Genomic DNA, 17,407 nt, shown 5'->3' on the forward strand with positions numbered 1-17,407 from the left:
CCCCACACTGTAGAGGGCGGTCCCGGGTCGGTACGCCGAGGCCTGCTGCTCGCCACGGCGGCGGCCGGGAGCGCCCGTCCGGCCGCGGAGGTCGCGGACTACCGGTCCAGCGCCCCACGCAGACGGGCGGCGTACTCCGCCCGCTCGGCGTCGTCGGCGTACGTGTGCCGGGGCCAGAAGAACCCGCGCAGGCCGTCCCCCTTGGTGCGCGGCACGACGTGCAGGTGCAGGTGGGGCACGGACTGGCTGACGGTGTTGTTCATCGCGACGAACGACCCCTGGGCGCCCAGCGCCTCGACCATGGCGGTGGCCAGTCGCTGGCCGGCGGCGAGGAACGGGTCCCGCAGCGCGGCCGGCAGGTCCGGCAGCGTGACGACGTGCTCGCGCGGCACCAGCAGCACATGACCCTTGAACACCGGCCGCCGGTCCAGGAAGGCCACCAGGTCCTCGGTCTCCAGCACCCGGTCGGCCTCGACGTCACCCGCGGCGATCCCGCAGAACACGCAGCCCTCGGCGGTCATCGGGCCCGTCCCACGCGAGCCTCGAAGAGGCCCAGCCCCACGAAGGACACGACGCACGCGCTGGCAAGGCTCCAGGCGTCGAGGTCACCGGCCGAGCGGCCGAGCACGAGGTTGATGCCGGAGCCGCCGAGCACGGCGCCGACGAGCCCCACGGCGACCGTCAGCGCGAGGTCGGGGTCGTCGGACCCGCCGTGCAGCCCCCGCGCGAGCACGCCCAGGACCAGTCCGGAGAGCAGGAAGGCGATCACTCGCACACGCCGTCGCAGCCCGGTGGCCGCGCCATGAACCGGCCGTTGCCCGCGGGGGCGTCGAAGTGCTGGGTGTCGCCGAGCCCGTAGGTCCAGCGCAACCCGTGGGCGACCATGATCCTCACGACCGCGTGCGAGCGGGAGCGCCATGCGACCCGTGGGTGGGAGTGCGACTGCCACCAGGAGTTCGGGACCAGACCACGCGCCGACCGGTAGGGGTTCTCCCACGTGTTGAGGTCCAGGGACCGGCCCCAGGAGTGCGGGGAGCGGACGCCCGGCCGGTTCACCACGTCGCGGCAGTTGAACGCCGAGGTGTTGCCCGCCGCCATCGAGCGGAAGTCGTTGCCGCCCTTGACCCGCTTCGAGTAGCCGAAGCGGTCGACGAGGTACAGCGAGCGCAGCGGCAGCTTGGCGGCGTACATGTCGGAGAGCGCGGCCGCCATCCGGCCGGCGGCGTCGGCGTTGGCGACCAGCTCGCCGCGGCGGCGGTAGCCGCGGTAGTCCCAGTAGTTGATCCGGACGTAGCGGAGCTGGGCACGGCCGACCGGGCAGCCGGACCGCCAGCTGATCCCGGTCATCCGGTCCCAGACCCGCTGCGGCACCCGGGTGATGGTCACGTTCGGGCCCTCGCCGACCGCGTGCGGCTGGGCAGGGAGGTGGACGCGCGGCCGCGGCGCCGCGGCCGGCAGCCTGACGGGGACGCCGGGCGGCAGGTTGTCGACCCGGTGCACGGGACTGGTGTCCGCGCGGTACCAGTCGGAACGCTTGACCTCCGCGCGCCAGCGCGTGTCGGTGCGGGGCCTGCTGGAGAGCTGCGCGCGACCGTCCTGGTCGGTGGTGACGGTCCGGTCGAGCCGCCACGGGCGGTCGCCGTTGCGACGGAAAACCCGCACCCGGCCCGACACCGGCGTGCCGTTGCCCGTGCTCCAGCGGACCTCCAGGGTCACCCGCTGCTCGTCGACCACCCGGTCCGGCCCCACGATCCGCACCCGGCTGGCCCGGCGCACGAGGGCGACGGCCACCCGCCCGGTGGCCGAGGGGGCGTGCGCCGCGTCGCCGGGGTACGACGCCCGGAACACGTTGTCCGACGCGTCGCGCCCCAGGGTCGCCTCGACCTCGGCGTGACCGGCCTCGTCGGTGACGACCGTGGCGACCGTCGCCCAGGCGCCGTCCGTACGCCGCTCCACCGTCACCGGCGCGCCGACGACCGGGGCGCCGTCGGTCTCCTGCACGAGGTCGACCTGCAACGTGGTGGCCCGGTCGGCGTGCACCGGGCGCGCGGTCATGGTCAGCGTCGTCGGCACCGGCTCCTGGGACTGCGCGGGAGCGCTGCCGAGACCGGTGATGACGAGGACGGCGAGACAGAGTGCGGTGATGCGGGGCCCGGGTCGCATGCGCGCATTCTGCCGCAGCCGCCGGGCTGCGCCCGGCGACACGTCGCGGGCCGGATCAGGCGGATGCCTGCGAGGCCCCTTCCTGCTCCGCCTTCTGCGCCGCCTTCATGTCCTCGGCGAGCTGGTCGGCGGCCATGTCGGTCGCCCGGGAGACCATCCGGTTGGCCGCCTTGATGTTGGCCGCGATCTGGTCGGCGAGGTTGGTCTCGTAGACGACGATCAGGCCGGCCTGGCCCGCGTCCAGGGTCTCCCCGAGGTCCTTGAGGTCGCCACGGGACATCCCGCCCGAGGCGTGCCCGGCCACCGCGCCGATCGCCGCTCCTCCGGCTCCGGCGCCGGCGATCCCGATGGCGACCGGCGGGAACAGCGCCGCCGCGACCCCCACCGCGAGCCCCCAGCCGAGCCCCTTGACGGCGCCGTGCCGCGTGGGCTGCTCGTGCTTCTTGACGATCTTGACCTTGCCGTTCGCGTCCTTGGCGATGACGGATGCATCGAAGTCGTGCGACGACTTCACCTCCCGGTAGAGGGCCTTGACCGCTTCGTAGTCCGCCACCGCCGCGTCGACGTCCTCGTACGCCGCGGCGATCACGTAGAGGGTGTCCTTCTCCTGCTTGGCCATCTGCCTGCCTCTCTGGGTGAACGGGTGGCGCCCATCGTCGGCACGGCATGCGGAACCGCACATCGCCCGCCCGGGATGGGCTGGGCCGGGTTCATCCCCAGCGGGGGATCCGGCCGACGGGCCGACTTCGTAGCCTGCGCAGTCATGGCCGCACCCACGGAGGAGAGCACGGCTGCGGAGGAGAGCACCGCTGCGGGCATCTACGGGGTGATCGTGGGCTCCGCGGTGATGGTGTCGGCGCACCCGGATTCGGCGATCGCGCTCGACATCGCCGTGCTCGTCACGCTCTCCATCTACTGGGTCGCGGAACGGTACTCGCGCCTGGTGGCCGAGCGCATCCACAGCGGGCACCGGCCGACCTGGGCCCACGTGCGGCGGGCGATGGCCACCGGCTGGGAGATGGTGACCGCGACCCTGCTGCCGCTGCTCGTCCTCTCCTCGATGAGCCTGCTGGGCGCCGACCTCGACACGGCCGTGCTGACCGCCCTGGGCTGCAGCACCGTGATCCTGTGCGTGGCCGGCTGGCGGATGGGCCAGGACGGCAAGCTCACCCTGGCCGAGCGACTGGTCTCGACGACGGTGGCCGGCGCCTTCGGCGTCGTCATGGTCGTGCTGAAGACCCTGCTGCACTGACTTGCCTGTCCGGGCCGGGGATCGGGACGGCAACCGCACCGTGGGCACGAGGGGTGCGTCGGGGCGTACAGTCGACGGGCGATGACTCTCAGCACCGAGTTCCCCCGTGAGGCCGAGGGTCGGGAGACGCTGCTGCTCGCTGCCCAGCTGGAGCTGCTCGCAGGCGTGGTCGCCGGCCACGACCTGCCGCGCGCCCTCGAGTCGCTGCTGCGCGTGGTCGAGCGCGTGTCCGTCGGCCGGCTCTACGCGTCGATCCTGCTGCTCGACGAGTCCGGCAAGCACCTGCTGCACGGCGCGGCCCCGAGCCTGCCCGACTGGTACAACGACGCGATCCACGGGGTGGAGATCGGCCCGTCGGTGGGCTCCTGCGGCACCGCGGCGTACCGCCGCCGCCAGGTGATCGTCGAGGACATCGAGACCGACCCCCTGTGGGACGACTACCGGGAGCTCGGGCTCCGGGCCGGGCTCCGGGCCTGCTGGTCGACCCCGATCGTGGGCGTGGGCGGACGGGTCCTCGGCACCTTCGCGATGTACTACCCGACCCCGATGCGACCGGGCGGCAGCGACCTCGCCCTGATCGACGTGCTGGTGCGCACCGTGGCCCGCGCCATCGAGCGCAGCCGCCTCGACGAGCAGCTGGAGCGTGAGCTGGCCGAGGAGCGAGCCCTCGGTCTCGCCTTCCAGCGCAGCCTGCTCCCCGACATCCCGCTACGGATCGGCGACGTGGAGCTGGCCGCGCAGTACCGCACCGGCGACCCCGGGGTGCACGTCGGCGGCGACTGGTTCGACGCCATCACCGTCGACGGCGGGATGGTCCTGGTCGTCGGGGACGTGCAGGGCCACGACGTACGGGCTGCGGGGCTGATGGGCCAGCTGCGCACGGTGGTGCGGGCGGCGACCTCGGACGGCCACCCGCCGTCCGGCGTCCTCGCCCGGGCTGCCGACTACCTCGACCGGCTGGGCAGCGACCTGCTGGCCACGGTCCTCGTGGTCCAGATCGACGTCCGGTCGCGCCTCGCGACCGCCGCGTGCGCCGGCCACCTCCCGCCGGTCGTCCTGGGCATGACCGAGGAGGGCATCGACCTGCACCAGATGGAGGTCGAGACGGGCCCGCCCCTCGGCATCGGCCAGCGCTGGGAGGAGCGCAGCACCCAGCTGCCCCCGGACGCTGTCCTGCTGCTCTACACCGACGGCCTGGTGGAGACCCGGACCTGGGACATCGAGGAGGGCATCCACCGCCTCGGGGTGTTGCTGGAGACCCTGCCCGCCGCCGCGGGGCCGTCCCGGGTCCTGGACACCGCGCTGGACCTGCTGCCCGCCGGCAACCGCGGCGACGACGTGGCCGTCCTGGCCGCCCGGATCCCGCCGACGCAGGACACCGAGACGCTGCGCGTCGAGCGCTCCCTGCCCGCGCAGCCCATGTCGGTCCCGCTGGCCCGGTCGTGGGCGTCGGGGTGGCTCGCCGGGCGGGTGCCGGAGGACTCCGCCGACCTGGTGCTGCTGGTCGTCTCCGAGCTCGTCACGAACGCCGTCCGCCAAGGGGACGGGCCGGTCGACGTCACCCTCGACGCGACCGGCGACTCGGTGCTGGTCGAGGTCTTCGACCGTGGGCACCGGCTGCCGACGATGACCGACTCCGCCGTCGACGCGACCGGCGGCCGCGGGTTGCACCTGATCGACGCCGTCAGCGAGTCGTGGGGCGTGCGTGAGGAGCTCGAGGGCAAGGCCGTCTGGGCGCGCATCCTGCACTGATCGTTCGTGCTCACCCGGTTGCCGGGGTGTGCAGCGTGACCGCTGCGAAGTGGCCTCCGTCGCACCGCACCCGCGCGACCACCTGGCCGCCCTGCCACAGCGACGACTCCACGTCCCGGGGGCCGAGGGCCGGGTCGGTCGCGGCGTCGGCGCGCACGGTCACCCGCGTGCCGACGTACTCCTGCGGGCCCTCGGTGACGTGCACCTCGAGGCGGTACGGCGGACGGATGTCCCCGTCGAAGCGCGGCCTCCTCGGCCCCGTGACACCGAGCCAGTCCGCGGTGAGCTCGAACTCCCCGGACCTGGTGCAGCGGGGCGGGCGGAACCACGCGCTCGCGGCGGCCGGCAGGCTCGCGCCCGTGCGGACGTAGACGCCGCCGTCCAGCAGGAGGGCGGTGTCCGTCGGGACGCCGGCGAGCTCGGCCGCCTCGACGGGTTCGTCGTCCCCCGCCGCCTCCTGGCCCCCGGAGTCGTCACAGGCCGGGACGACGGCGTCGACGACCCGGCCCGTGGTCGGCGGGTCGCGGCGCAGGTCGCCGTGCTCCGTGTACGTGTGCCCGTCGTGCACCAGCGCGGCCACGCAGGACGCCGAGCCCCCGGACGTCTCGTCCGACGAGCAGGCCGTCAGCGCCGCTGCCGCGAGGCTGCCCACCAGCAGGGCGGTCGCCCGCTTCCGTCGCTGTGTCATGGGGGTACGACGTCGAGGTCCCCGGATCGGTTCCGTCCGCCTGCTGGCGGCTCACAGCTCCTTGCGGAAGTGCACGTCGGCGGCGTCCGGGGTGGGGACGCCCTCCCACCGGAAGATCTCGCGGTACCCGTGCCGCTCGTAGAAGCCCGGCGCCTGGAACGTGAAGGACGTGACGAAGACGTGCGTGCAGCCGCGGGCCCTGGCCTCGGCCTCGAACTCGTCCAGCAGCCGGACGCCGAGGCCGTCACCGCGCGACTCCTCGCGCACCCACGTCATCGCGATGCCGGCGGCCACGCCCCAGGTCCAGCCGCTCATCCCGGCGGCGAGCGCGCCGGCCTCGTCCAGGACCTGCACGGTCAGCTCGCGAGCGGCCGGGACGCCGTGGGTGGCGGCGGCGTTCACGCGGTCCAGCTCGTCGGAGAGCCGCTGGTCGAGGTCGGGGAGCGCCTCCCCGACGAGGGAGCGGTACGCCGGCTGCTCGCGGATCCGCGCAGTGGGGATGGGTGCGTCGGTCACGGGGACGGATCGTGCCACGGGTGCCGCCGGCCTTCCCAACCGTTTCCCGGACGGCGCGCGGACCCGGTCAGTCGGCCCGGACCAGCGCGAGGTCGAGCCAGCGCGCGAGGTCGGCGATCTCCCGGTCCACCGCGTCCGTCATGGCCGCGGTGAACGGCAAGTCGCGGTGCAGGGCGTCGACACGGAGCTCGCCCTCCTTGCGGTCGGCGGTGGCGTCGAGCTTCCCCACCAGCCGGTCGCCGTACAGGATCGGCAGCGCGTAGTAGCCCCACATCCGGGCGCCGGCGGGTTTGTACATCTCGAGGATGTAGTCGAACTCGAAGAGCTCGGCCATCCGCTTGCGGTCGGCGAGGAGACGGTCGAACGGCGAGAGCAGGGCGGCGCGGCCGGCGAACGGCTGGCCGAGCTGCGCCGGGTCGACGCGCCACTGGCCGCGGACCCCCTCGACCACCGCCGGCTCGCCCACCTCCCCGACGTCGACCGGCTCGAGCGGCAGCTTGGTGGTCCGGGCCCGGGCGATGCCGAGGGCGCCGAGGCGGCGCTCGGCGAGCAGCCTCCGGGCCTCCTGCGCCGAGGGCACCGGGTCGTCGGGGTAGACCCGCGAGGCGAGGTCCCACAGCCGGTCGCGGCCGGTCCCGCCCGCCGCGGCGACCTCGCCGCGCTCGACGAGCCGGGCCAGCATCATCCGCAGGTTGCGGTTGTCGTTCCACCCGCTGGAGCGCCACGGCACGACGCAGGTGTCGGGCAGCTCCCCCGCGGGCAGCGGCCCGTCCGCCCGGAGCCGCTCGAGGATCTCGCGCCGGCAGTCGTCGTTGGCCTGCACCCAGTCGCGCGCCTCCTCCTGCCACGGCCGGAGGGTCCCCGAGCCGGGCCACTCGGCCATCTCGGCGCGGAACAGCGCGATGTCCTCGGGGACCCTCAGCGTCTGGTGCAGCTCGATGAGCCGTTGCTCCTCGACGGCGTCCCACAGCTGCTGTGGGTCGAACGCCGAGCCCAGGCGGCTCCACAGCACCAGCTCGGCGCTCGGTGCGACCGCGCTGGTGGGCTCGACCTGGAGCAGCGAGAGCCGACGGACCGTGTCGACCAGGTCGGTCGGGCGCGGCTTCGTCAGCAGCTGGGCCCGCACCGCGATCCGCCGCGCGTCCGCGCGGGTGAGCTCGTGGACTGCCGTCATGGCGCGAGCCTAGGACCGCCCGCGGACAGGCACGGGACGTCATGCGAATTGAGGGCTGGGACCCTCATTTCGTATGACGTCCCGGTGGGCTCGGCTAGCGTGCCCGGAGGGATCACCGAGGGAGGGACGCCGTCGTGCTGTCGGACATCGAGATCGCCAACGCCGCCACGCTGCGCCCGATCAGGGACGTGGCCGCCGAGACCCTCGGGATCGAGGAGCGGCACCTGGTGCCCTACGGCCACCACAAGGCCAAGGTCGACCTGACCCACCTGGCTTCGCTGGCCGACCGGCCGCTGGGCCGGCTGGTGCTGGTGACCGCGCTCTCCCCCACCCCGCCCGGCGAGGGCAAGACCACGACCACGGTAGGCCTCACCGACGCCCTGCACGGACTCGGTCACCGGACGGTCGCCTGCCTGCGCGAGCCGTCCATGGGCCCCGTGTTCGGCATGAAGGGCGGCGCCGCCGGCGGCGGCTACAGCCAGGTGGTCCCGATGAGCGACATCAACCTGCACTTCACCGGCGACTTCGCCGCCATCGCCGCCGCCAACAACCTGCTGGCGGCCCTGATCGACAACCACGTGCACCACGGCAACGAGCTCGACATCGACGTCCGCAGCGTCACCTGGAAACGGGTGCTCGACATGAACGACCGGGCACTCCGTGAGGTCGTCGTCGCGCTGGGAGGCCACGCGAACGGCTTCCCCCGCGAGGACGGGTTCGACATCGTCGTCGCCTCGGAGCTGATGGCGATCTTCTGCCTCACCGAGTCGTGGGCGGACCTGAAGCGGCGCATCGGCGACATCGTCATCGGCTACACCCGGGCGACCCAGCCGGTCACCGCCCGTGACCTCGGCGCCGACGGGGCGATGGCCGCCCTGCTGAGGGACGCGCTGGCGCCCAACCTCGTGCAGACGCTCGAGGGGGCTCCGGCGTTCGTGCACGGGGGCCCGTTCGCCAACATCGCGCACGGCTGCAGCTCGGTGATGGCCACCCGCGCCGGGCTGCGGCTGGCCGACCTGGTGGTCACCGAGGCGGGCTTCGGGGCGGACCTCGGCGCGGAGAAGTTCGTCGACATCAAGTGCCGCAAGTCCGGCCTGCGTCCCGACCTCGCGGTGGTGGTGGCGACGGTGCGGGCCCTGAAGTACCACGGCGGGATGGCCCTGGCCGACCTCGGTCGCGAGGACGTCGCGGCCATCGAGGCCGGGATGGTCAACCTGCGCCGCCACCTCGACAACGTCCGCGACGTCTACGGCATCCCCTGCGTCGTCGCGGTCAACCGGTTCCCCAGCGACACCGACCGCGAGATCGCCTCGGTGGTCGAGCTGGTGGCGGCGGAGGGCGTCCGGGCGTTCCCGGCGACGCACTTCGCCGACGGAGGTGCCGGCGCCCAGGACCTGGCCAAGGGCGTGCTGGCGGCGCTCGACGAGCCGTCGCCGTACTCCTTCTCGTTCACCTACGACGACGACCTGCCGCTGGCCGCGAAGGTCGAGGCGATCGCGACCCGGTTGTACGGCGCGTCACTCGTCACCTGGGACGCCCGGGCCCGCCGGCGCCTGCAGCGCATCGAGCGCGACGGGTACGGCACCCTGCCGGTCTGCGTCGCGAAGACGCAGTACTCCTTCTCCACCGACCCGACCCTGGTCGGCGCCCCCAGCGGCCACGAGCTGCACGTCCGGGAGGTCCGGCTGTCCGCCGGCGCCGGCTTCGTCGTCGTGGTGTGCGGCGACATGATGACGATGCCGGGGCTGCCGCGCGAACCGTCCGCATCGCGCATCGACCTGGCCGACGACGGGACGATCCTCGGTCTCTCCTGAGCGGGCTCAGACATCGACGGTCAGGTGCACCGTCACGGAGTCCCCGACCTCGACGCCCTCGGCGTCGCGGACCTTGTCCTTGAGCGGCACGACGTACCCGCCGTCCTTGGGGAACAGCGACGTCGTCCACCGGGTCGACCCGATCCGGGCTGCGACCGGGACCATGCCCCAGCCGTAGGTCACCATCGCCGCGGTCTCCCGGAGCTCTGCGCTCTCGTCCTCGGGCACGCTGACGAAGTGGTACGGCGAAGGCCCCCGCCAGAACCACACCTCACCGCTGAACTCCAGGTCCACGGGCACAGCATGCCAATCCGTAGCCTGCGTCACATCTGGGTCTGAGAGGTTTGGGGCCTCCCGAGCGGGGCATCAACCTTCCGCGCGGGGCCTGACAAGGAAGCGTATTTCATGATCCACATGGGCACTTGCACCTGCTGCAAGCCCGGGCCGGCACCCTCCGGGGTGACCTGGCCGACCTCCCGGAGCCGAGCCCGTTCTGCGGCACCTCCTGCACGGAGGCCGCGGGCCGAGGCGAGCGCCGCAGGCCCACCGGTGCCGTGCACCCGCACCGGTCCCGCACCGACCCGATAACCAGTCCGGGACGTCCGGCGACGTGATCACCGGCCGTGGACGCCATCTCTCGATGAGTCGACCGGCCGGCGATGCTCCGCCGCGCCCACACGGTGAGCACGGGGGCTCATCCCGACCCAGATGGTCGTCGACCACCCGGCCGACGCCCCCACATCCACCAGACCCGTTGAGCGACCGACGATCCCGGTCGACCCGCCCGCAACACGGAGAGAAACCCACCTGTGATGAAGCTCCCCCTCACACACCGCACGCTCGCCCTCGTCGCCGCCGCCAGCGTCGGCCTCGGCGTCCCCGCCGTCACCGGCGCCACCCCCGCCGCCCAGGCGGACAGCGCCCGGCAGACGGCGGTGTCGGGCGAGGCCCAGAAGACCACCCACCCCCGCAAGACCAGGTTCGGTGCCAACTACACCACCGCCGCCCACGTGAACGAGAGCATCTACGGCGGCCGCGCCAAGGCCGCCCGGGTCTTCTTCCAGCAGCTCGACCACGCCTCGTTCAAGGACAACCGGGCGGTCAGGGAGGCGCGGGCCGACGGCGTGAAGACCTTCGTGATCTCCTGGAAGGAGACCGACCGGCACGCCATCAAGAAGTTCCTCAAGGGCATCCCCGACAAGCTGCGGGTCTACACCTCGTTCAACCACGAGCCCGAGGACGACCACGGCCGCCCCGGCTCCACGGCGTACAAGGCCTGGTCGCGCGAGTACAAGCGCCAGTGGAAGCGGCAGTCGCCGCTGATGCGTGCCCAGGGCATGATCCCGACCAACATCCTGATGGCCTGGACGCTCAGCCCGAGGTCCGGGCGCAACGTCGCTGCGTGGACGCCCCCGAAGGGCACCGTGGACGTGTTCGCGTTCGACGCCTACTACGGCAAGGGCAAGGACCCACGGACGATCGTCCGCAGCATGGTCGCCGCGGCCAAGAAGGCCGGGGTCCGCCACAGCGGCGTCGCCGAGACCGGCGCCCCGACCAGCGACCCCGACCGGGTGCGGAACACGCGCCGGATGAAGGCCGCCATGATCGACGCCGGCATCTTCGACTTCGGCCTGTACTGGAACAGCGCCGAGAGCAGCGGCTACGACTCCCGCATGGACAAGGCGACCGCCCGAGCCTGGCTCCGGTGATCGCGCTCGGCCGACCGCCTCGGCCGGCGCTTCGCACACACGATGAGCACGGGGGCTCATCTGCAACCAGAGGTGCATCGTCCGCCCGGCCGACGCACCTGCACCCGTCAACCACCCACAGCGACCGGTGACCCGGTCGACCTCCCCCGCAACCTGGAGACCCCTGAGATGAAGCTCCCCCTCACGCACCGCACCCTCGCCCTCGTGGCCGCCGCCAGCGTCGGGCTCGGCGTACCCGCCGTCACCGGCGCCGCCCACGCCGCCCAGCCCGACAGCGTGCGCGCCCTGGCGAGTGCGACCACCGCGCCCGCCCCGACGAACCTGCGCGCCGTCGACTCGACCTCGACGAGCGTCACGGTCGCGTGGGACCAGGTCAACGGCGCGACCCGCTACCGGCTCGACGTCGCCGACAATCCGCAGATGACCGACTTCACGCGGAAGTGGACGAGGAAGCACCAGCTCACGCTCTCCGACCTGCCGACGGGCTCGAGCCGGTACGTCCGGGTGCGGGTCGTCGAGGTGAACGGCGTGCGCGAGGTCGGTCCGTTCTCCGACACCGTCCAGGTCGCCACCTCCGGCGGCACCACCGGCGGTTCCACCGGTGGCACGACCGGTGGAACCACCGGCGGCACCACGGGCGGGACGACCGGTGGCACCCAGACGCCCGCCCCGAGCGGCACCACCAAGTTCGGTGCGAACTACACGACCGCCTCCCAGGTCGACGAGTCCATCTACGGCGGTCGCGCCAAGGCTGCCCGCGTCTTCTTCCAGCAGCTCGACAGCGCCTCCTTCAGCAACAACGGGGCCGTCAAGGAGGCGCTCGCCGACGGCGTGAAGACCTTCGTGATCTCCTGGAAGGAGACCGACCAGACCGCGATCAAGAAGTTCCTCGCGGGCATCCCCGACGGCCTGACCGTCTACACCTCGTTCAACCACGAGCCCGAGGACGACAACGGCAACCCGGGCTCCGCGACGTACAAGGCGTGGTCGGACGAGTACAAGCGTCAGTGGTCCCTGCAGGCGCCGCTCATGCGCGCCGAGGGCTTCATCCCGACCAACATCCTGATGGCCTGGACCCTCAACCCGAAGTCCGGGCGCAACGTCGCCGACTGGACCCCGCCGAAGGGGACCGTGGACGTGTTCGCGTTCGACGCCTACTACGGCAAGGGCAAGGACCCGCAGGCCCTGGTCGACCGGATGGTCGCCGCGGCCAAGAACGCCGGGATCTCGCGCAGCGGTGTGGCCGAGACCGGTGCTCCGACCAGCGACCCGAACCGCGTCGAGAACACCCGCGCGATGAAGGCCGCGATGGTCGACGCCGGCATCTTCGACTTCGGCCTGTACTGGAACAGCGCCGAGGGCAGCGGCTACGACTCGCGCATGGACAAGGCGACCGCCGACGCGTGGTTCGACTGATCACGGTCCGACCCGCCTGAACCACCCGGGCGGCGGCGCCCCCTCCCCCGCAGCCGCCCGGCCTTCCCCGGACCCCTCGAGGTCCGGGTGCTCGACGACGCGGTGGGTCCGGCGTACCTGGTACGTCGGACCCACCGCGTCGTTCGCGCGGCCGGCCGGGGGGCGGTCGGCCTCACGCGGCGTCGAGCAGCGTCTCTTCCTCCACCGCGAGGGCGACCGGGGACTCCATCTCGCCCCGCCGGATCAGGGTCAGGGCAGCGAGCACGCCGGCAGCGGCGACGACCGCGCCCACCACGAAGGCGGCCGAGAACCCGTCGACGAGAGCCTGGGGCGGGATGGCGCCCGAGGCGAGCGAGTCCTCGGTGCGTGAGGTGGCGATCGTCGAGAGCAGGGCAATCCCGAGTGCGCCACCCACCTGCTGGGAGGTGTTGATCAGGCCCGAGGCGAGACCGGCCTCCGCGGGGCGGACGCCGGCCAGCGCCGCGATCGAGATCGGCACGAAGGAGAACCCGATCCCGACACCGAGGACCAGGAAGCCCGGCAGCAGGTCACGCACGTACGAGCCGTCCACCGGCACCCGCGTGAAGAACAGCAGCCCGGCGGTGAGCATGACCATCCCGACCACCAGGACCGGCTTGACGCCCACGCGGGTCACCAGCTGGCCGGCGACGGCCGACCACACGATCGCCGTACCGGCCACCGCGAGGTAGGCGACGCCGGTCTTCATCGCGGAGAAGCCCAGCACCTGCTGCATGTAGAGGGTCAGCATCAGGAACATCGAGAACAACGCGGTGCCGAGGATGAAGCCGGCCACGTTCGCGCCGCTCACCGTCCGGGTCCGCAGGATCCCGAAGCGCATCAGCGGCTCGGGGTGGCGCAGCTCCCAGGCGACGAAGCCGGTCAGCAGCAGGGCGGAGAGCGCGAACACCGCCAGGGCCTGCGCCGACAGCCAGCCGTGACGGCTGGCCTCCGTGATCGCCAGCACCACGCCCGAGAGACCGCCGGTCACCAGCACCGCGCCCGGGGCGTCGAACCGCCGCACGTGCGCGTCGCGGCTCTCGGTGAGCAGCAGTGGTGCCAGGACGAAGCCGACCACGCCGACCGGGACGTTGACGAAGAAGATCCACTCCCAGCTGAGCGCGTCGGTGAGGACGCCTCCGAGGAGGACCCCGGCGACCGCGCCGAAACCGCCGACGGCACCCCAGGCGCCCAGCGCGATGTTGCGCTCACGGCCCTCGACGAACGTGGTCGAGAGGATGGACAGGGCAGCAGGCGTGATGATCGCCGCGCCGAGGCCCTGGAAGGCGCGCGCGGCGATGAGCGAGGGCTCGGACCAGGCCAGGCCCGCGAGCAGCGAAGCCGCGGTGAACACCACGGTGCCGACGAGGAAGAGCCGCCGTCGGCCCAGCATGTCGGCGGCGCGACCGCCGAGCAGGAGGAAGCCGCCGAACACGAGGGCGTAGGCGCTGATGACCCACTGGAGGTCACCCTGGGAGAAGCCGAGGTCGATCTTGATCGAGGGCAGGGCCACGTTCACGATCGCGATGTCGAGGACGACCATGAACTGGACCACGCACAGGAGCGCGAGGGCCAGCCACTTGCGCCGGTCGGTGTGCACCATCGTCGTTCCTTTCAAATTCGTAGTAGGTGCAACGACCGTAGGCCCGCTTACTTCTTTTTTGCAAGCATCTCATTGTAAATAGTCATCGAGTGGTACTCTTTTGGTATGGCGAAGCGCTATGAGCAGTACTGCCCGATCGCGCACGCGCTGGACCTGGTCGGGGACCGTTGGGCGCTCCTGGTGGTGCGCGAGCTGATGCACGGCCCCAAGCGCTACACCGACCTCGTCGAGGGCCTGCCGGGCATCGGGACCAACATCCTGGCCGGGCGGCTGCGCGACCTCGAGCAGGCGGACGTCGTCACCCGGCGCACGCTCCCGCCCCCGGCCGCCTCGAAGGTCTACGAGCTCACCGAGTACGGCCGCCAGCTGCGGCCGGCCGTCCGCGAGCTGGCCCTCTGGGGCGCCCGTTCGCTCGGGCCGCCGACGCCCGGGTCCGGGCTGTTCCCGGGCTGGATGGCCAACGCGATGGACATCGTCCTCGCGCACCGGGCGCCGACCGGGAGCTTCGAGTTCCGCGTCGACGGCGAGGTGACCTCGCTGGTCGACGGGGAGGTACGCCGCGGACCGGTCGAGGACCCGGACGTGGTGGTCGAGGCGGATCCTCCGTCGATCTACGACATGTTCGTCAACCGGCGCCTCGACCAGGTGACGGTGACGGGCGACCGGGACCTGCTCGAGCGCCTCGTCGCGGTCGCTCCCCCGCGGGTCGAGGGGACCGTCACGGCGTAGCCGTGGCCGACAGGTCGGGCGAGCCGTCGTCCGGGCCGAGGACGTCGAGCCCCGCGTCGGTGACCCCGTGACCGCCGACGTGGAGGTTCGGCAGCCGGCGGTCGAGCCACGCCGGAAGCCACCAGTTGCGGTCACCGAGGAGCTCCATGGTCGCCGGCACCAGGACCATCCGGACCACGGTGGCGTCGATCAGGACGGCAGCGGCAAGTCCGATGCCGAACATCTTGCCGAAGATGTCGACGCCCAGCACGAAGGAGAGGAACACGGTGACCATGACTGCCGCGCCGGCCGTGATCACCCGTGCGGACCGGGCCAGGCCGTTGGCGACCGCGAGCGCGTTGTCGCCCGTCCTGTCGTACTCCTCCTTGATGCTCGACAGGAGGAAGACCTCGTAGTCCATCGAGAGGCCGAACAGGATCGCGAAGATCCCGATGGGCAGCAGGATCGGCACCGGCGTGGCCTCCGGGATGCCGACGAGGTCTCCCAGCGGTCCGCCGCTCACCGCGAGCGTGAGCACACCGAGGGCGGCCGCACTCGCGAGCACGTTCATGACGACTGCCTTGAGCGGCACCACGACGGAGCGGAACACCAGCATCAACAGCAGGAACGACACCAGGAGCACTCCACCGAAGAAGAGGGGCAGCCGGTCTGCGACCCCACGGGTGATGTCGAGGTCCACCGCCGCGGTCCCGCCCACGTCGACGGTCAGACCGGTGCCGGCGGTCGCCTGGGGAAGGACCGTGTCCCGCAGCGTGTCGACCAGGTCCTCGGTGGCCCGGTCCTGCGGTGAGGTGGTGGCCATCAGGACGAGCACCGCGGTGTCCCCGGCCTCGTTGACCACCGCCGGCGACACCTGGGCCACGCCGCCGACACCGGCCAGCCGGCCGCCGACGGCGTCCGCGGCGGTGCGCAGCTCGCGGTCCGAGGCGCCCTGCACGGTGAGGACCAACGGCGCCGAGAAGCCGGGCCCGAACCCGTCGGCGAGCAGGCCGTAGGCCTTGTTGGTGGTGTAGGTCGACGGGTCGTTCTGGGCGTCGGGGAATCCCAGCCGCAGACCCAGGAAGGGTGCTGCGAGCGCCGTCAGGACCACCAGGCCGCCGATCGCGGCGGCCCATGGACGGCGCTGGACGAACCGGCTCCACCGGTACCAGCGCGAGGTGTGGTGAGCATGCGGGTTCCTGCCGAGGAACGGCACGTGCAGGCGTTCGATCCCGCCCCCGGCGAACCCGAGCAGGGCCGGAAGCAGGGTCACCGAGGCGACCATGACGAGCAGCACGGCCAGGGAGACGGTGATGGCGAACCCGTTCAGGGACGTGAGGCCCACCACCAGGATGCCGAGCATCGACACGATGACGACCGAGCCGGCGAACAGCACGGCCCTGCCGGCCGTGGCGATGGCGCCCACCGTGGAGCGATGCGGATCGAGCCCCTCGGCGAGGTTGCTCCGGAACCGGGTGACGACGAGCAGCGCGTAGTCGATCCCCACACCGAGGCCGACCATGGCCGCCGTGGGCGGCGCCCAGTCCGGGACGTCGACCACTCGGCGCAGGACCTCCCCGAGAGCGGTCGCGGTGCCGAGGCCGAACAGCGCCGTCACCAGCGGCAGCCCCATCGCGACTGCCGATCCGAACGTCAGCAGCAGGATGACGGCGGCCGCCACCAGCCCGATCCCCTCGGTGCCGAACGGGGCCGTCTGGGACAGCGCAGCAACCGGCCCACCGACCTCGACCTGCAGGGTGTCGTCGCCGGCGGCGAGCACGGGTGCGACGAGTGTCGCCGCCTCGTCGGGCGTGAAGTCGTTGTCCCGCTGGTCCAGCACGACGTCGGCGTACGCCGTCGTACCGTCCTCGGAGACCTGGTGGGCGCCCTCTGCGGTGAACGGGCCGGCGACGCTCACCACGTGGTCGCTGTCGGCGACGTCGCTGAAGATCGTCTCTGCGCGCGCTCTCATCCTGGGGCTGGTGACGCCGTCGTCGGAGTGGACCACGACCTGGATCGTGTCGCCCGACCGCTGCGGGAAGTTCTTCTCGAGCACGTCCGCGGCGGCCTTCGACTCCGAGCCGGGTTGCAGGTAGTCCTGCCGGAGCTCGCCGCCGAACATGCCGGCCAGGGCGAAGGCTCCCGTCAGCGCAGCGATCCAGCTCAGGACGACCAGGCGCCGCCGTCGATAGCACCAGTCAGCCAGGCGAACGAGCATGGTTCGGCTCCTCTGTCGATGACGTCGACGGGCGAGACGTCGGCGAGGGCGCACGGTGTGATGCCTCGGAGGGGACCAGCGGTCCTGGTCGTGGCGGGCCCGGTCAGGAGTACGTTCGTGCTGTCGCGTGAAGCGGGGAGCCACCCTCGGACGAAACGGATGACCTGGTCGTCTCAGCCCTTGCCCGGTCTTCTCGAGGCGAAGGCGCCACCCAGCCTGACGGGCGGTGATCCTCACTGAACCACACCCTCGTGCCGGGAGCGCCTCGCGAGCGTATTTACTCCCAACTGGGGATGCCCGTGGGGCGAGCACGGCCACGTCGCACCTCGCAGACGGCCAGGACGTGGGACGGTGGTCGATCCGGTGCACCAGGTGC

At 72.3% G+C, this 17,407-nt stretch carries 16 protein-coding genes; 6 read left to right on the top strand and 10 right to left on the bottom strand.

The genetic code is table 11. From position 1 onward, the window contains the following. Positions 1 to 98: 98 nt before the first annotated feature. The 4 genes from ACFO9I_RS12600 to ACFO9I_RS12615 are packed head-to-tail and all read right to left on the bottom strand — an operon-like array spanning position 99 to position 2,782. Positions 99 to 521, bottom strand: a complete 423-nt coding sequence (locus tag ACFO9I_RS12600) for an HIT family protein (protein WP_379181311.1) — start codon at positions 519 to 521, stop codon at positions 99 to 101. Then, the gene (locus tag ACFO9I_RS12605; RefSeq protein WP_379181312.1) at positions 518 to 769 is read right to left on the bottom strand and encodes a hypothetical protein; all 252 of its coding nucleotides are present in this window, start codon (positions 767 to 769) and stop codon (positions 518 to 520) included. The genes ACFO9I_RS12600 and ACFO9I_RS12605 overlap by 4 nt, the downstream gene beginning before the upstream one ends. Next, positions 766 to 2,163 (bottom strand): M15 family metallopeptidase, encoded by a 1,398-nt coding sequence (locus ACFO9I_RS12610; RefSeq protein WP_379181314.1) that lies wholly within the window; start codon positions 2,161 to 2,163, stop codon positions 766 to 768. Before ACFO9I_RS12610 ends, ACFO9I_RS12605 begins: the two co-directional genes overlap by 4 nt. A 55-nt stretch (positions 2,164 to 2,218) precedes the next feature. After that, positions 2,219 to 2,782 (bottom strand): DUF1269 domain-containing protein, encoded by a 564-nt coding sequence (locus ACFO9I_RS12615; RefSeq protein ID WP_379181316.1) that lies wholly within the window; start codon positions 2,780 to 2,782, stop codon positions 2,219 to 2,221. Between the two features lie 144 nt (positions 2,783 to 2,926). Here ACFO9I_RS12615 and ACFO9I_RS12620 point away from each other — a divergent pair, with 144 nt between their 5' ends. Next, the gene (locus ACFO9I_RS12620) at positions 2,927 to 3,415 is read left to right on the top strand and encodes a hypothetical protein (protein ID WP_379181318.1); all 489 of its coding nucleotides are present in this window, start codon (positions 2,927 to 2,929) and stop codon (positions 3,413 to 3,415) included. Between the two features lie 81 nt (positions 3,416 to 3,496). After that, on the top strand, positions 3,497 to 5,167 hold the full coding sequence (locus ACFO9I_RS12625) for a SpoIIE family protein phosphatase (protein ID WP_379181320.1): 1,671 nt from the start codon (positions 3,497 to 3,499) through the stop codon (positions 5,165 to 5,167). A gap of 10 nt (positions 5,168 to 5,177) precedes the next feature. On the opposite strand, the gene ACFO9I_RS12630 is transcribed toward ACFO9I_RS12625, so the two are convergent. The 3 genes from ACFO9I_RS12630 to ACFO9I_RS12640 all read right to left on the bottom strand — a co-directional run bounded on the left by ACFO9I_RS12630 (position 5,178) and on the right by ACFO9I_RS12640 (position 7,545). Then, positions 5,178 to 5,855 carry a DUF6281 family protein gene (locus ACFO9I_RS12630; protein WP_379181322.1) on the bottom strand — a complete coding sequence of 226 codons (678 nt, stop codon included), beginning with the start codon at positions 5,853 to 5,855 and terminating at the stop codon, positions 5,178 to 5,180. Between the two features lie 51 nt (positions 5,856 to 5,906). After that, on the bottom strand, positions 5,907 to 6,371 hold the full coding sequence (locus ACFO9I_RS12635) for a GNAT family N-acetyltransferase (protein ID WP_379181324.1): 465 nt from the start codon (positions 6,369 to 6,371) through the stop codon (positions 5,907 to 5,909). Positions 6,372 to 6,438: 67 nt separating this feature from the next. Then, entirely contained in the window at positions 6,439 to 7,545 is a 1,107-nt protein-coding gene (locus ACFO9I_RS12640) for a DNA glycosylase AlkZ-like family protein (protein WP_379181326.1), read from the bottom strand. A 134-nt stretch (positions 7,546 to 7,679) separates the two neighbouring features. Here ACFO9I_RS12640 and ACFO9I_RS12645 point away from each other — a divergent pair, with 134 nt between their 5' ends. Then, positions 7,680 to 9,359, top strand: a complete 1,680-nt coding sequence (locus tag ACFO9I_RS12645) for a formate--tetrahydrofolate ligase (RefSeq protein ID WP_379181328.1) — start codon at positions 7,680 to 7,682, stop codon at positions 9,357 to 9,359. Positions 9,360 to 9,365: 6 nt separating this feature from the next. On the opposite strand, the gene ACFO9I_RS12650 is transcribed toward ACFO9I_RS12645, so the two are convergent. Further along, a complete protein-coding gene (locus ACFO9I_RS12650; RefSeq protein ID WP_379181330.1) occupies positions 9,366 to 9,653 on the bottom strand; it encodes a DUF1905 domain-containing protein in 288 nt (95 codons plus the stop codon). 518 nt (positions 9,654 to 10,171) lie between these two features. Here ACFO9I_RS12650 and ACFO9I_RS12655 point away from each other — a divergent pair. Together ACFO9I_RS12655 and ACFO9I_RS12660 are read left to right on the top strand one after the other, a co-directional pair. Beyond that, entirely contained in the window at positions 10,172 to 11,068 is an 897-nt protein-coding gene (locus tag ACFO9I_RS12655; RefSeq protein WP_379181332.1) for a hypothetical protein, read from the top strand. A gap of 168 nt (positions 11,069 to 11,236) precedes the next feature. Beyond that, the gene (locus ACFO9I_RS12660) at positions 11,237 to 12,484 is read left to right on the top strand and encodes a fibronectin type III domain-containing protein (protein WP_379181334.1); all 1,248 of its coding nucleotides are present in this window, start codon (positions 11,237 to 11,239) and stop codon (positions 12,482 to 12,484) included. 172 nt (positions 12,485 to 12,656) lie between these two features. On the opposite strand, the gene ACFO9I_RS12665 is transcribed toward ACFO9I_RS12660, so the two are convergent. Next, positions 12,657 to 14,105, bottom strand: coding sequence for a DHA2 family efflux MFS transporter permease subunit (locus tag ACFO9I_RS12665; RefSeq protein ID WP_379181336.1), 1,449 nt, complete (start codon positions 14,103 to 14,105; stop codon positions 12,657 to 12,659). Positions 14,106 to 14,210: 105 nt separating this feature from the next. Here ACFO9I_RS12665 and ACFO9I_RS12670 point away from each other — a divergent pair, with 105 nt between their 5' ends. Further along, positions 14,211 to 14,834 carry a winged helix-turn-helix transcriptional regulator gene (locus tag ACFO9I_RS12670; protein WP_379181337.1) on the top strand — a complete coding sequence of 208 codons (624 nt, stop codon included), beginning with the start codon at positions 14,211 to 14,213 and terminating at the stop codon, positions 14,832 to 14,834. Here the strand turns inward: ACFO9I_RS12670 and ACFO9I_RS12675 are convergent. Further along, complete coding sequence (locus ACFO9I_RS12675; protein WP_379181339.1) at positions 14,824 to 17,031, bottom strand: MMPL family transporter; 2,208 nt, start codon at positions 17,029 to 17,031, stop codon at positions 14,824 to 14,826. The two genes, ACFO9I_RS12670 and ACFO9I_RS12675, sit on opposite strands and share 11 nt — an antisense overlap. Positions 17,032 to 17,407 lie beyond the last annotated feature (376 nt).

The sequence above is a fragment of the Nocardioides sp. GCM10023255 genome (genome assembly GCF_042653125.1).
GTDB lineage: Bacteria > Actinomycetota > Actinomycetes > Propionibacteriales > Nocardioidaceae > Nocardioides.